The organism is Laspinema olomoucense D3b, assembly GCF_025370785.1.
GTDB lineage: Bacteria > Cyanobacteriota > Cyanobacteriia > Cyanobacteriales > Laspinemataceae > Laspinema > Laspinema olomoucense.
Genome location: NZ_JAMXFA010000042.1, coordinates 1 through 16388 on the forward strand (window position 1 = coordinate 1; position 16388 = coordinate 16388).

The 16388-nt window shown below is 47.1% G+C and carries 9 protein-coding genes; 8 read left to right on the forward strand and 1 reads right to left on the reverse strand.

The features are described 5' to 3' along the window. Positions 1-136: 136 nt before the first annotated feature. From NG792_RS23625 to NG792_RS23655, 7 genes are all read left to right on the forward strand, one after another. A complete protein-coding gene (locus tag NG792_RS23625) occupies positions 137-352 on the forward strand; it encodes an NAD(P)H-quinone oxidoreductase subunit O (RefSeq protein ID WP_261201140.1) in 216 nt (71 codons plus the stop codon). A 30-nt stretch (positions 353-382) separates the two neighbouring features. Further along, positions 383-1366, forward strand: a complete 984-nt coding sequence (gene mdh, locus NG792_RS23630; protein WP_261237015.1) for a malate dehydrogenase — start codon at positions 383-385, stop codon at positions 1364-1366. Positions 1367-1668: 302 nt separating this feature from the next. Beyond that, positions 1669-3564 (forward strand): ATP-binding protein, encoded by a 1896-nt coding sequence (locus NG792_RS23635; RefSeq protein WP_261237016.1) that lies wholly within the window; start codon positions 1669-1671, stop codon positions 3562-3564. 537 nt (positions 3565-4101) lie between these two features. Further along, on the forward strand, positions 4102-4284 hold the full coding sequence (locus NG792_RS23640; RefSeq protein ID WP_261201143.1) for a hypothetical protein: 183 nt from the start codon (positions 4102-4104) through the stop codon (positions 4282-4284). Positions 4285-4601: 317 nt separating this feature from the next. After that, positions 4602-4787 carry a hypothetical protein gene (locus tag NG792_RS23645; RefSeq protein WP_261237017.1) on the forward strand — a complete coding sequence of 62 codons (186 nt, stop codon included), beginning with the start codon at positions 4602-4604 and terminating at the stop codon, positions 4785-4787. 348 nt (positions 4788-5135) lie between these two features. Next, a complete protein-coding gene (locus tag NG792_RS23650; protein ID WP_261237018.1) occupies positions 5136-8198 on the forward strand; it encodes a PAS domain S-box protein in 3063 nt (1020 codons plus the stop codon). A 186-nt stretch (positions 8199-8384) separates the two neighbouring features. Then, positions 8385-13838 (forward strand): trifunctional serine/threonine-protein kinase/ATP-binding protein/sensor histidine kinase, encoded by a 5454-nt coding sequence (locus tag NG792_RS23655; RefSeq protein WP_261237019.1) that lies wholly within the window; start codon positions 8385-8387, stop codon positions 13836-13838. A gap of 6 nt (positions 13839-13844) precedes the next feature. Here the strand turns inward: NG792_RS23655 and NG792_RS23660 are convergent, their stop codons facing one another. Then, positions 13845-14762, reverse strand: coding sequence for an ATP adenylyltransferase family protein (locus tag NG792_RS23660; RefSeq protein ID WP_261237020.1), 918 nt, complete (start codon positions 14760-14762; stop codon positions 13845-13847). 204 nt (positions 14763-14966) lie between these two features. Between NG792_RS23660 and NG792_RS23665 the strand changes: the two genes are divergently transcribed. Further along, complete coding sequence (locus tag NG792_RS23665) at positions 14967-16364, forward strand: DNA phosphorothioation system restriction enzyme (RefSeq protein WP_261237021.1); 1398 nt, start codon at positions 14967-14969, stop codon at positions 16362-16364. The last annotated feature ends 24 nt before the right edge of the window (positions 16365-16388 follow it).

Genomic DNA, 16388 nt, shown 5'->3' on the forward strand with positions numbered 1-16388 from the left:
CCTCCCCATCCTCCCCATCCTCCCCATCCTCCCCATCCTCCCCATCCTCCCCATCTCCCCCATCCTCCCCATCCTCCGACCCCCGAAGAGATTAAAATGAGGGAGAGAACGCGTTTTAAACAGTGCACAGCAACTTATGGCAGTTAAAAAAGGTAGTATGGTTCGCGCCGTTCGCGAAACGTTGGACAATAGTTTAGAAGCAAGCGCTAGTGATTCGCGCTTCCCCAGCTATATCTTTGAAACTAAAGGGGAAGTTGTAGACATGAATGGGGACTATGCCCTGATCAAGTTTGGTCAGATGCCTGCCCCGAATGTTTGGCTGCGAATCGACCAACTCGAAGAATTCCAGTAAACCCTAAACTGTTTAACGGTTGTATTAATCATGTCCTCCTCCCCCTTTTCTCCTCCTTCTTGTCATCAGGCTCGTGTTTCCATTATTGGTGCGGGCAAAGTTGGCAGCACCCTCGCCCAGCGAGTGGTCGAAAAAAATTTAGCCGATGTGGTGATGTTGGATGTCCTGGAAGGGATGCCCCAAGGGATTGCCCTGGACTTGATGGAAGCGCGGGGGGTGGAGTGTCATGACCGGCAAATTGTGGGGACAAATGATTATGATGATACGGCGAACTCCGATATTGTGGTGATCACTGCCGGTCGTCCTCGGAAGCCGGGGATGAATCGAGATGACTTGATAGAAATTAATGCGGCGATTGTTAAGACAGCGGCAAAGGAGGCGATCGCCCGATCTCCAGAAGCCATCTTAATTGTGGTGACGAATCCCCTAGATGTGATGACCTACGTTGCCTGGGAAGCGACTCAAATCCCCTGCCGTCGGGTGATTGGCATGGCGGGAGTGCTAGATGCGGCGCGGTTTAAAACCTTTATTTCGATGGAACTGGGAGTGTCTATCCAGGATATCAAGGCAATGGTCCTGGGAGATCACGGACAATTAATGGTCCCCCTGCCACGCTACACGACGGTGGAGGGGATTCCCCTAAAGGAACTGCTGGATACTCAAACCATTGAGCGAATTGTGGAACGCACCCGCAACGGGGGCACGGAAATCGTAGAATTAATGAAGACCGGGAGTGCTTATTTTGCTCCAGCCTCTTCGGTGAGTTTGATGATTGAAGCAATTTTGCTTGACCAGTCGCGAATCGTTCCGGCTGCGGCTTATCTGGAGGGTGAATATGGGTTACGCGATCTGTTCATTGGGGTTCCTTGCCAGTTAGGACGCCGAGGGATTACTCAGGTGTTAGAACTTGAACTGGACGAGGCAGAACGCGCGGCTTTCCAGGCTTCTGCTGAATCTGTTGCCCAGCATCTCAAGCAAGCTCACGAGATTTTGTCAGGCAGCACCTTGGGCTAACTGAAGTCGGTTGACAAATCGGAGGTTTCTACATAAACGGGCGATCGCCTTCGAGATCTAGGGAGTTGGTTCAGTAGCGATTAGAAACCGGGTTTCTATGCCAAATCTCTACTCATCAGTAACAAATCTGGACAAAAAACCGGCTTTCTTGTCCTTCCTCTGGATTTCATCCTGTACCGACGCCCGAGAAAGGGGTCTGAACTAGAGAACCGATGGGTATTGTGTCAGGTTAAAAGAGTTTCGCGGCACACTTTAAGTAAGAGCTGAAGCTGAATTCGGTTTGCTCCTTTATACGTCTTGCTATGGCTAGTTGTTCTATTTCTTCGATTAAAGACCTAAATGCGGCGATCGCCGCTCAGAACCCTTTCCCCTACCCTGCATCAGTCAGCGATCGCGAAATTTGGCGCGATGACCTTCCCAATCTCAACAGCTTGAACGATCGCATCCGTCAGGTGGTTTTTCAAGCCCTTGAGCGCTCTCGCCAAGGTCGTTCTGCCCTGAGTGCGATTGCGGTAACGGGTAATCCAGGCATGGGCAAAAGTCATCTGATCAGCACCCTGCGCCATCAAATTCAACAAGACGATAGTGCGCTGCTGGTTTATATCAATGCCGGTCAATTAACGGACTTAAACCTCCTGCGCTATCAATTTCATCAGCGCGTTGTGGAGAGTTTACGCTATGCCGGTCAAGGTGGCGTCATGCAGTGGCAATCTCTCGCGGCGGCGATCGCTAATCATGCTATTCAGGCGATCGACCCCAAGGCACGCAGCTTTTCTCCGCCGGAACTGATTGCCAAACTCAACCATCATACCCGGGCTAAAAATCAAACTTGGGTGACTCAACTCACGGAAGGATTCTGCAAACTTAAACCCGATATCGCCGATCCAGATATCGTTCGGGGGATTATCTGGACCCTATCTAGCACGGAAGCTCCCTACAGTATTAAATGGTTATCCGGAATGGCGATCGCCCCTTCTAAAGCCACAGAACTCGGTTTACCCAATCGGTCCCGCGACTCCCGCGATGCCGATGCCTGGGAAATCTTCATGCATACCTTAACCCTGATTAGTTCCTATTACCCCCTGATAATATGTTTTGACGAGTTGGAGGCAGCAGATAAAAGCGATACGGGCTTAAAACGAGAACGGGTCGTTGCCAGCATTATTAAACGAATCTGGGATACCTTGCCTCGCGCCTCCCTAGAACGGGGAATGGTCCTGTTCAGTGTCATGACGGAGGAAACCTGGCGCACCAAGGTTCAAGCGCTTCCCCCGGGAATTGCCAACTACCTGTGCAAACAAGGCGAACCGATGCAGTTATACCAAATCAGTCCCGATGGCATTGTGGAGTTGGTTCGCCTCTGGTTACAAGGGTTTTATGACCACTACCATTTAACCCCACCTAATCCCGTTTATCCCTTTGAAGCGGGTCAATTAAGGGCGTTAGCGCGGGAACAGTTGTCAGTGCGGGAGATTTTGGAATGGTGTGCGGAAAATTTTCATCCGGTGGAAGAAGACCCTTTTGAACAGGTGGAAGCGGCGTTTGAGGGGGAACAGATTTTTCCCCAGAATCTGGAGTCTCTACTCGATAATGGGACAGTGGCTCAGGCGATTTATTTTGGTCTCCAACGGGTTCTGGGACAGACGATCGCTGGGGTGGAAGTGGAGTCTGTGAGCGATGGCATTCAGCGCGATCGCCAAAATCGCGGTTATATTCAATTGACCTTGACCACTCGTGAGAATGGCCGTCTATCCACCCTAGGCGTGGCGATCCTGCAAGAGATGCAGAGCAAAAAAGTGGAAGCGGCTTTAAAACGGTTGGTTCAATATGAAACCTTTGATCTCACCTGTGCTTGTTTAGTTCGCGCTTATGAGCATGGGATTCCCTCTCATTGGCAAGCATCCCGTTATCTGCAACAGTTCATGGGAGAACGGGGGGGACAGTGGGTGGATTTGAAAGCCCAGGACATTCTGCCTCTGATTGCTTTATGGCGGGTATATCAGTGCCGCAGTGTGTATGGAATCGGGACCGAACAAATTTTTGAGTTTATCGCTTCCCGAAAACTCGCTACGGAAAATCCTCTGTTACAGGCGATCGCCCGCTGCACCCTTTCTCGGGAACGGGTCAAAGAAGCGACGCTTACCCCGGGGTCTGAATCCGTTAAAGGAATTAATTTAGCCACATCTGAGACTGTTTAGGGCGCTGATGAGTTGACCCCAACCCCTCACCGCACTGTCCCTGGGATGGGCACTTTTCATCGGATTTTATCCGGGGAGCTGAAGGGGAACCCATGATGGGGTTCCCTTGGTAAATAAGTATTATCACCGAGTTAATCCGGTTATTTTGCTGTGTAAACTAAAAGGAAAGAAACAGGATTGAGGGCGATCGCGTCTCTAGGGAAAATAAGCGCTTACAGCCACATCTCAAACTGGCCTAATCTTATCCATCATCGGCTCCAAAGAACTTAGGCTGTAGCTATCAGAAGCGATGGCTCAAGGCAGCCGCCCCTCGCGCTGAATTCAGAGAGAATCCACAAAATCTAGGTAATTCGGTGGCGGGGTTCTTCTCAGCTTTTAATTTTAACCCATTGTGGTTAATCAGCCCCTTATTTTAATAATTCTTAACTTATTTGTTGGACTTTTGTAACTTTTGCTTTATAATCTGTTACAGAAACGAATCGGAAAAACCAGCTGGGGATCGCCTTGCTGGGTAGGAGAACTAGACGAGGAAATGTTATGTCTGAAATATTCCCGGTTATCCTCTTTGCACTGGGCACCATAGCGATCGCTTACTTCCTGCAGCTATTTGCCGTCATCTTTGGGGATGTATGGTTAGCGCTTGCAGCCATTCCCAGTTGGTCCTGGACCGTTGTCTTATTAATGGCTGTGATTGCTACTTATAAAGCCTTACCCGAGTAAGTAATAATGCTTAATGTAGTTCGGGCAGTCCGGGTCCTCCCTTCAGAAATCCTAGGGAAAAATTCTGGACTTGATTTTAACAAACCCTAACAAAATCACTCCCTTCCCGGGAGTGTCTGCCCCATGCGCAAGCTGACCCAAATTAATCTGTGGGAATCTAGGACTTGTGGGGGTCAATACAAGGGCAACAACCGCCCCATGTTGCCCTTGGGAAATACCACTATTCAAATCAGGGCTATACAGTTGTCGCAGCAATGGCAGAATAGGTGATAAATAGGTCCGGGGAAGAGTTAATCACCACACAACTCTTTCAATCTGTGGACATGACGAGGGTCGGTTTTGGGCGGATGGGAACTCCGGGTCAGATAGACCAACTGTGGCAGCATTTTGAAGAAAATGGAGAGATGGAGGCGATCGCGCCGGAACAGGAACATGATAATCCCCCTTTAATTTCCCCGGCGGGTCGGGTTCCTGCCTCTGTGGAAAATTGGGGCTTAATCTAGGCAGCTTTTAAGGGGGGGGATTGTCCTTCTAGAACGACTGAAGTGGCGACCCCAAAATTTAGGGTTCTGGGTTTAATATGGCGATCGCCTCAGAGAATTGCGCCCAGCCCTGTAGGTCACTTCCCTTAGAACGGGGTATTATTAACCTACAGAAAATATAAAGACTTTTGAAAAGACTGGCAGGAAATCATTTTTTTAAAAATTTGTCAAGTCTCTCAAGAAATAAAGTGCGGAGGGTATAGCTTGTGGGATATCAAATCAGTCCGACTACTCCAGAGAGTAGCGGTTCCAAAAGCGGTTGAAACCTCCGAGTTGAGCGCAAAAATTTAGTGAGTGAGGTAGGCTCCAATGGTCACACGGTCCCAACTGGTCGCGCTGCAAAAAGAATATGCTGAACTCCAAAACAGGCTTCAGGAGAGTGAAACCCTGTTTCAGATTAGCTTTAGTCAAGCCCCGGTGGGAATGGTACAGTGTGGATTAGACGGTCAAATTTGGAAGGCGAATCAGAAGTTCTGCGAGATCGTGGGATACACCGGGGAGGAGTTGCGATCGCGAAGTTTTGAGGACCTGACCCACCCGGAAGACTTGAATGTAGAATTAGTCTGGGCCCGAAAATTAGTTAATGCTGAAATTGATACCTATTCCCTACAAAAACGATATTTGAGAAAGGACGGTGCGATCGCCCGAGTTTCCCTGCGGGTGGATTTGGTCCGGGATGGGAAGGGACTGGCGCATTCAGTCATGGGTTTTATCACAGAAATCACCCATGCTCAAGGTAGAATTGACCCGATCAAAGATGAGGTCAGACAGGAAAAAGCGGAACGGGAACGCGCTGAAGCTGCTTTGCATGAATATGAAGCCCGCTTTGAACGGTTAGCGAAAACTTTACCGGGAATGGTTTATCAATACCGTCAGTATCTGAACCCAACCTATGATATTTTTACTTATATTTCCCCTGCCTGTCGAGAGATTTATGAACTTGAACCTGAAGCGGTCCTCAACAATTGCCAGTTGATGTGGCAAACCATTCATCCGGAGGATAGTCCGGGATTTGCTCACTCATTCATCTGTGCAGCCCAAACGGGGAAAGAATGGCGTTATCAGTGGCGGATCATCACCGCTTCGGGACAACTGAAATGGCTGCAAGGGGCTGCTAAAATGTCCCCTCAACCCGATGGCGCGATGTTATGGGATGGGATGGTTTTGGATATTACCGATCGCAAGTTAGTTGATGATTCCATGCGTCAACAGATCGAGATGTTGGATCAAGCGAATGACTCGATTCTAATTCGCGACTTAAACGACTACATCCAATATTGGAATCAAGGTGCTGAACGATTATATGGATGGAGTCTAACCGAGGTCAAAGGACAATATATTCATGAGTTTTTGCAGACGAGCTTTCCTGAACCGTTGCCAAAAATTATGACAAGTTTTTTACGGGATGGACATTGGCGCGGAGAGTTGGTCCATACCAAGCGAGATGGCACTCAAGTTGTGGTCGATAGTCGGTGGAGTTTGCAACGGGATGAACAGAATCATCCTCGGGCTATTTTAGAAATCAATACGGATATCAGCGATCGCAAACAAGCAGAACTGGCTTTAAAAAACAGTGAAGCTCGCTTTCGGACGACCTTTGAGCAAGCGGCAGTGGGGGTGGCTCATGTGGATTTTCAGGGTCGATTTATTCGCATCAATCAACGCTTTTGTGACATTGTGGGGTATTCCAAAGCGGAAATGCTGACTCTGACTTTTCAGGAGATTACGCATTCGGAAGATTTAGATTTAGATTGGGAATTGGCGCAGCAGGTGAAGCGAGAGCAAATTACTCATTACTCGATTGAAAAGCGCTACATTCGCAAAGATAACACCTGGATTTGGGTGAATTTAACTGTGGCGATGGAGCAAGACGGGAGTTACTGGATCTCGGTGGTGGAAGATATCAGCGATCGCAAGAAAGCTGAAGCGGCAAGACTTCAAAGTGAGGCCCAACTGCGAGAAAAAGTGGAACGAGAGGAACTGCTTAATCGCCTGACTTCCCAAATCCGCAATTCCCTGGATCTGGACCGGATTCTGGAAACTGTGGTGAGTGAACTCCAGCGAGTTTTGAATCTGGATCGCTGTTATTTTTTGTGGCATCAAACAGAGCCTATTTCGGTTTGGTCTTGCATTCAAGAGGCTAAACGACCCACTTTAGACAGGTTTTTGGGGGAATACCCGATTCCAGAAAATAGCTTTTTGTATCGCAGACTGATCGAAGGGGAGATAGTGTGGTGCGATGATTTGGCCCAATCGCCGGATCTGGACTGGCATACTGTTTATTTAGAATATGGCTTCAGGGCGATTTTGTTAGTTCCCCTGCGAAAAAGTAATGGCAAGTTGGGGGTGATTTGTTGTGCTAATTCGGGGGAAACCCGTCCCTGGAAACTGTCGGAAATTCACTTGTTGGAGGCGGTCCGCGACTGCATGGAAATTGCCATTTTTCAGGCAGAATTGTATAAAGAAGCTACGGCGCGATCGCAAGAACTCGAACAAACCCTCAAAAAACTCCAAAAAACTCAAACTCAACTGATTCAAAGTGAGAAAATGGCGGGCCTGGGCCAACTGGTGGCGGGAATTGCTCACGAAATTAATAATCCAGTCAGCTTTATTTTTGGAAATATTATTCATGCTAGAGATTATCTGTCCGATTTGCTAGCAGTGGTGGAGCTCTATGACCAACACTATCCCAATCCAGGACCCGAGATTCTCGATAAAGCAAATGAGGTGGATTTAGAGTTTTTGAAGGAAGACTTTTCTAAACTTTTGGACTCGATGGAACAGGGGGCGATTCGCATCCGAGAAATTGTGACGTCTTTGCGGACTTTTTCGCGGTATGATGAAGCGGCGCTCAAAGATGTAGACATCCATTCTGGAATCGAGAGTAGCTTAATGATTCTGAAAAATCGGTTAGACTCTCAAGGGAATCGTCCGGAAATTGAACTGATTAGAAACTATGGAACCCTTCCGATGGTGGAGTGTTTTGCCAGCGAACTGAATCAGGTATTTATCAATATTCTGACTAATGCGATCGATGCTATTGATGAAGCGTATTCTCGCCAGAGCAATCGTCAGGAACCGGGTAAAATCTGGATTCAGACTCAGGTACTACCGGGCGATCGCATTGCTATCCAGATTAAAGATAATGGCTGTGGCATTTCCGAAGATTCCCTCGCGCGCCTCTTTGACCCCTTTTTTACTACAAAACCCATTGGGAAAGGGACGGGGTTAGGATTGGCTACGAGCTATCAAATTGCAGTGGATCGCCACAAAGGGGGACTCCAATGTACCTCGACTCCAGGGATAGGGAGTGAATTCATCATTGAACTGCCTATTCACCAGGACCAATTTCACAAAGATGAAAAAAGATAAAAAGGAGGGATAAATATTAGAGAGTTCCCCCATCTCGATGGCGGTCCACCCCATCTCCCCTATCCTCCTCCTCCCCATCTGTCCTCAAAAAAATTGCAATCCTCGTTAACTCGCAGAGCAAGCGCGGTACAATAGAATGAAAGTAGAACACTTAAAAAAAGTGCCTGGGACTGGAGAGACGATATAATGCACGCGATCGCTGACTATTTGATCACCGAAAAAATTCATGAAAGTGTTCACACCCTGGTGTACCGTGGATATCGGCCAGGGGATGACGCTTCTGTGATGATTAAAATTCCCAATGCTGAATATCCGACGGTGGCGGAACTGGTTCGGTTGCGGAATCAATATGCGATCGCCAAAAATCTCAATGTCCCGGGAATTGTCAAAGCCTTAAGCCTAGAACGCGATCGCAATGGGTTGGCTCTGATTCTGGAAGATTTTGGCGGCATATCTTTAAAAGATTATATCACCTCTCATCCGCTTTCTATTGCTGACTTTCTCTACATCGGCATCCAGATTGCAGATGCGTTAGAAGCCTTGTATCAAAATCGCATCATTCATAAAGATATCAAGCCGGATAATATTTTAATTCACCCCCTGACCAAGCAGGTTAAGGTGACGGATTTTAGTATTTCTTCTCGGTTGCCTAAAGAATCCCTGACTTTGGTGAATCCCAATGCCTTAGAGGGGACTTTGGCTTATATTTCTCCGGAACAAACCGGGCGCATGAACCGCTTTATTGATTATCGCACGGATTTTTATTCGTTGGGCGTAACGTTTTATGAACTGTTAACGGGAACTTTACCCTTTGTCTCGACGGATGCGATGGAATTAGTCCATTATCACATTGCCAAACAGCCGGTCCCACCGAACCGAGTGGTTTCGGATCTTCCCCAGGCGATCGCGGATATGGTGATGAAACTGATGGCGAAAAATGCCGAAGAAAGATATCAAACGGCGCGGGGGTTAAAAGCAGATTTAGAAACCTGTTTGATGCAGCTACAAACCACGGGGACTATTCAACCCTTTGCCATCGCCCAGAAAGATATTGCAGCGCGATTCCAGATTCCGGAAAAACTGTACGGACGAGAGGAGGAAATCCACCGCTTAATGGGGGCATTTGAGGCGGTTGCCGCAGGGGGTGCTCAACTGATGTTAGTGGCGGGATATTCAGGGATTGGTAAATCCGCTTTAGTTCAGGAAGTCCACAAACCGATTCTGGCAAAACGGGGTTATTTTATCTCAGGAAAATTTGACCAGTTTAAGCGAAATATCCCGTTTGCACCCCTGATTCAAGCGTTTCAAGATTTAATTCGCTACCACATCCTCACGGAAAGTCCCAAGGCGATCGCCACTTGGAAAAAACAACTCACTGCCGCCTTAGAAAAACAAGGGCAGGTTATCATTGATGTAATTCCTGAACTGGAATTACTGTTAGGAAAACAACCGGCCCTCCCGGAACTACCGGCGGCTGAATCCCAAAATCGATTTAATCGGATTTTTCCCAACTTTATTCGCGTATTTGCTGATGAACAGCATCCGTTGGTGTTGTTTTTAGATGATTTACAATGGGCGGACATCGCGTCCTTAAAGTTACTAGAGTTACTCTTAAGCGACGCAGATTTACACCATGTGCTGGTGATTGGGGCTTATCGGGATAACGAAGTGAGTCCGGTTCACCCCTTGATGTTGATGGTTAATCGCCTCCAACAAACTCAGGGGGTGGGGTTCAACCGGATTGAAGTTCCACCCCTGAAGCGCCAGGATTTGAATCACTTAGTTGCCGATGCCTTAACCTGTCCCGAAACGCGATCGCAACCCGTTTCCGAACTGGTGTTTCAAAAAACCGAAGGAAATCCCTTCTTTGTTACCCAGTTTTTAAAGTCCCTTTATGAGGATCATTTATTAGAGTACGATGGCGATCGCGGGTATTGGCAGTGTGATCTCACCCAAGTTAGATCCTTAGCGATTTCCGAGAACATTGTAGACTTTATGGCGACTCAGTTGCAACGGTTACCGGCCCCCACCCAAACCGTTTTAACCTTAGCCGCTTGTATCGGACATCAATTCGATCTCGCCACCTTAGGGTTAGTCTATCAGCATTCCCTCGGGGAAACCTCAGCCCAGTTATGGGAAGCTTTGCAATCCGGTGTGGTGATTCCGGTGAGCGAATTGTATAAATTCTTCCAAGGGGATTCGGGGTCTGAGGGAGAAGAGATTAACGCTGAAGTCCCTTCAGTGCAGTATAAATTTTTACACGATCGCGTCCAGCAAGCCGCTTATTCTCTCATTCCCGACCCGGAAAAACAAGCCACTCACCTCAAAATCGGACGGTTACTGTTACAAAATACCCCCGGAGAAGCTGTTGAAGAAAAAGTTTTTGATTTAGTCAATCAATTAAATATGGGGGCAGATTTAATCGAAAATTCAGGGGAGAAATATCAATTAGCGGCCTTGAATCTACAAGCCGGACATAAAGCCAAAGCTGCCACGGCTTACGAACCCGCCTTACGGTATTTGGATGCAGGTTTAGCCTTATTGAATCCCACCAGTTGGGGCGATCGCTATGATTTAACCCTCCAGCTTCATCTGGCAGCCGCCGAATCTGCCTATTTGAGTACCGCGTTTGAACGCATGGAGTGCCTCGCCCAACTTGTCCTGGAAAAAGCCGATACACTCCTGGACAAAATTCAAGTTTATGAGGTCAAAATCCAAGCCTACACCGCCCAAAATAAACAACTTGAGGCCCTGGCTACCGCCCGAGAAGCCCTCGCTTTATTGGGAATTAACTTACCGGAACAACCCACATTTGATCACATTCAGCACGGACTAGGAGAACTGTTTTCCCGCTTAAAGGAACACCGGGTCGAAGCCTTAAGCGAATTGCCCAAAATGAGCAATTCTAACATAAAAGCGGCGATGCGGATTCTGAATAGTGCCATTGCACCCGCTTATCAAGCTGCGCCTTTATTGTTACCTTTGCTGGTTTTTGAAGAAGTTAATCTGTCTTTGGAATATGGCAATACAGAGGAATCGACTTATGCCTACGGCTGTTATGGATTAATTTTATGTGGCCTTGTGGGAGATATCGACACCGGCCATCGATTTGGCCAATTAGCCTTAAAGGTTTTGGCCCAATTCGAGAATCAGAAACTCAAAGCCCGGACGGTTATGGTGGTGAATAATAATGTCCGGTTCTGGAAGGAACCCCTCCAGCGTACCATTGCACCTTTACTCCTCGCTTATGAGAGTGGATTGGAAACTGGAGACGTAGAATATGCCGGGTTATGTGCTTATAATTACTGTGGTAATTCCTATTTTGCCGGGAAGGAATTGGGTCAGTTGGAAGCGGAAATGTCTTCCTACAGCTTGCTGATGGAGAAACTCAAGCAGACGAATACCCTCAACTATCAAAAAATGTATTGGCAGGTGGTGTCCCACTTAATTCGAGGGGCAGATCATCCTGATTTTCTGGTGGGGGAACTCTATAATGAGTTCACAATGTTACCCCTGCATGAACAAACTAGCGATCGCTACGCCTTATGTTGTTTATACCTGCACAAACTCATTCTCAGCTATCTCTTCAGAGAAAACGAATCGGCCTTTGAAAATGCCGGGATAGGGGCGAATTATTTAGATGGTTTGACTGCGGTTTACCCCTTACCTTTGTTTTATTTTTATGACTCTCTGGCTGCATTAGGGGTTTATCCGAAGCGGTCTGAATCTGAACAAGAAGTGCTTTGGAATAAGGTCGAGGAAAATCAAGGGAAGATGAAAAAATGGGCAGAATTTGCCCCCGATAATTTTCTGCATAAATATGAACTGGTGGAAGCAGAAAAAGCCCGAGTTAGGGGGGACCTGGCTGAGGCGATCGCCGGTTATGACCGGGCCATTCTCCACGCCCGGGAAAGCCTATATATCCAAGAAGAAGCCCTGGCTAATGAACTCGCCGGTGAATTTCATCTCCAGCGGGGGAGTCAACAAATAGCCCAGTTTTATTTAACTGAAGCCTACTATGGATATGTGCGGTGGTCAGCGAGTGCTAAGGTAAAATTTTTAGAACAAAAATATCCCTTAGTGTTGGCCCGAGTCACCCAACGCTCAGTGATTCGGCCCTTCAGCATTCAGGAAACCATTTCCTCTTTTGCCACCACCAGTACCAGCATCACCCAAGGTTCTTCCGCCTTAGATATGACCACGGTGATGAAAGCTGCATTAGCGCTTTCTGAAGAACTGGTTTTGGATAAATTTCTCAATAAATTAATGCGAGTTATCCTGGAAAATGCCGGGGCACAGACTGGGTTTTTAATTTTAGAACAAGAGGGAAAACAAGTCATTCAAGCGGCTGGAAATATTGAGGATGAGACGGTGACGACTACCATACCGTCCATTGAAATTAGTTGTGCGGGAATTCCTCTGGAAGATTTCTCATGTTTGCCCTTGAGTATTATTAATTATGTGCATCGAACCGGGGAAGTTCTGGTTTTGAATAATGCGGCGGTAGAGTCGGTCTTTACCACGGACCCGTATATTACCGCGAAGAAACCGAAATCAATTCTGTGCTTCCCGATCGCCTACCAAGGGCAAACCGTAGCAATTTTATACTTAGAAAATAACTTGAGTACCGGCGTGTTTACCCGCGATCGCCTCGAAGTTTTAAAGTTACTTTCGTCTCAGGCTGCTATTTCTTTAGAAAATGCCCGACTATACCATAATTTAGAACAGTCGATTCAGGACTTAAAAGAAGCCCAATTGCAACTGGTTCAGACGGAAAAAATGTCTACTTTGGGACAGTTAGTCGCGGGAGTCGCCCACGAAATCAACAATCCCCTCAGCTTCGTTCACGGCAATCTGAATTTGGCCCTAGAATATGCAGAAGATTTGCTCACCCATTTGCAACTCTATCGGCAATCCTATCCCGAACCTGTTGCAGATATCCAAAATCATGCCATTGCGATCGATTTAGAATACTTGCAAGAAGATTTCCCGCAACTGCTGCGATCCATGAATCTCGGAACCGATCGCATCAAGGAAATTGTTAAATCCCTAAAGAATTTTTCCCGCAAAGATGCCGGGGTTTTTCAAAAAGCGGATATTCATGCGGGACTAGATAGCACGCTGCTGATTTTATCTAATCGCTTGAAAGCCACAGGTTCTAAATCAGCAGTTACGGTGATTAAAGAGTATGGAAAGCTCCCCTTAGTGCAATGTTATCCGGGCCAACTGAATCAGGTATTTATGAACTTGATTGCTAATGCGATCGATGCCTTAGAATCAGGAGTTTCGAGCCATTGGTCCGGCGTTACCAATGGTTCTTCTGAAGAGAATAATTCTGCACTTTTACCTAAAGAACCGGAATCTAAAACCCTTCGCATTCGGACAGAAGTGAAAGAAAATTGCGTCGCCATTCACATTGCTGACAATGGTGCGGGGATGAGCGAGGAGGTGCAAAAACAACTATTTCGTACTTTCTTTACCACGAAACCGGAAGGGAAAGGGACGGGACTGGGGTTATCGATTAGTCACCAAATTATTGTGGATCGTCATCAGGGACAACTCCTCTGTACCTCCCAACCTGGGGAAGGCACAGAGTTTACGATTGAAATTCCGATTCACCCTGAAAACCGTCCGGTTTAATCTGAATTAGAACCGAGGCGATCGCCCGACGGTTTCTAGGATTTTCAGAGGACCTGCTGATTGCAGAAGCTCCATTTCCTGAGCATTCCGGACAAAGAGGGAACCGGCAAAGGCGAGGGAATTAATCGAAATGGATTCAAAATTTTCCTGCGATCGCGGGACAATTAGCATCCAGTTTCTGGTCATCAAAAGATTGTAAGGACCGGCTTGTTTGGGACTCGTTTCCTCCGCTTTTAAACCTACGGTTGCTAACAGTTGGAAATAGGATTTGAGGGTGATTTGCGCCGCTTCCACTGGATGATTAAATAAGTCGGGGTCAAAAAAGCTGACGGCACAATCAAAGGGAAAGGCGGCGATCTTTCCGACCCCATCTATTACCGTTGCCGACATGATTGCCGCTTCCAAGGGAATCCTCGGTCCCTCGGCGGCGATCGGCAGGGGGACTAATTGCAAATGTTTGTGTCTCTGACTCGCCCCGGCTTCCTTTCCACCATTATAAAACCCTAACCCATCAAACTGCTGTAAACAGCCCCACATCGCCTCAAAATCGGCTAGAGTGAGTAACATTTCCTGGTCCTCCAACTCCCGGGTCACTAATAGCAAATGATAGTCTACGACATTAAATTTATTTAGCAAACAAACATGAGTGGGGGAAATATCAGTAACAAATAAATCGCGTTCGTAGGGTAAAAAAGGATTAAATTCTTGACCCGATTTTTGAGTTTTCTGGGCTTCCGATTGCTTGGCTTTCTGCTTACGAACGAGATTCGACAAAATCCGCACTAAAAAGCGCATTCCCTGGGTTTCTAAAAACTCTGAGTCAGTGGGAATCGATTGGAGTGCACCGGATTCTATTCCCTGTTTTGTACAGTGTTTCACCTTAAACCATAACGTATCCGGTTCTAGGGTAAGGCTGCTTTGCATCCTCGGTTTGTCCTCTATCATGATGGCAATGTGACGGATAGGATTACCGGATCTACTGTAGAACAGATTCTGACATTTGACTAGACTGTAGCGGATTGGGTTAATTCCTGGGGTGATGGCTCTCTCTATTTTAGCAGGGTTTAACTGAAAATTCCAGGATTTTAAGATAAAATAAAAAATATTTTTTAATCCCAAATTTGACAGATGAGTGCATCGAATCCTGCTCAAAGATCGGGACCGGGGGTTCCGACTCTACCGCCTAATTTGCATCTGCGATCGTATCAAAAACAGGCGATCGCCAGTTGGTTTGGCAATCAGGGACGAGGAACCCTGAAAATGGCAACGGGAAGCGGCAAAACCATCGCTGCTTTAGCGATCGCCACGGAACTGTATCACCGCATTGGATTACAAGTGTTGCTTATCCTCTGTCCCTACCGCCACCTCGTCAATCAGTGGGCGCGAGAATGTGAGACATTTGGATTGGCCCCGATTTTAGCCTTTGAAAATGTTTACACCTGGCACAGTCAGCTTTCCACCCAACTTTACAACGTCCGGGCTAACCTCCAGCCTTTTCTCACAATTATTACGACTAATGCCACCCTGATTAGTGAGGGATTACAGTCTCAATTGCGGTTTTTCCCCGAAAAAACCTTGATTATAGGGGATGAAGCCCATAACCTGGGTGCCCCGCGTCTTGAAGAAAGTTTACCCCGTCAAATTGGCTTACGATTAGCCCTTTCTGCTACCCCAGAACGCTATTTTGATGAGACTGGAACAGCGGGTTTACTAGAGTATTTCGGCCCGGTTATTCCCCCGGAGCTGACCCTTGCTGATGCAATTCGAGCAGGGGCATTAGTGCGGTATCTCTATTATCCGATTCTGGTGAATTTAACTGAATCTGAAGGCTATGCTTATATAAAATTAACAAAGCGCATTGGCTGGATATTAAGTCATCAAGAAAACCTGGATCTTGAGCATGATGATTTAAGAGGATTAGTGATGCAACGCGCCCGGTTAGTTGGATCAGCCAGTAATAAATTAAATGCTTTGCGAGAGTTAATGAAAACTCGCCTGCATACCAGTCATACGTTATTTTATTGTGGGGATGGGACCGTTGAACAGTCCGGTTCTCGGGGCAGCGATCGCCAACTGGAAGCGGTTTCCCACCTGCTGGGGTCTGAACTTGGCTATCGGGTGAATACCTACACCGCTGACACGGCGATCGAGGAACGAGAAGAATTGCGACGGCAATTTGAAAGCGGAGAATTACAAGGATTAGTCGCAATTCGCTGTTTAGATGAAGGGGTGGATATCCCTGCGATTAAAACCGCTGTGATTCTCGCCTCTAGTGGCAATCCCCGCCAGTTTATCCAACGTCGGGGCCGGATTTTGCGCCCCCATCCCAACAAGGATAGAGCCACTCTCTTTGATACCATTGTTATGCCTCCGAAACTCGACCGAGAAGCATTAGAAATCGAGCGAAATATCTTAAAAAAAGAATTGCGCCGCTTCATAGAATTTGCGGATTTAGCAGACAATGCAGGGGAAGCGCGAATGCAATTACTTCAACTTCAGAAATCTTACGGATTATTAAGTCTTTGACAGTTGGGGGAAACCCCGGTAAAA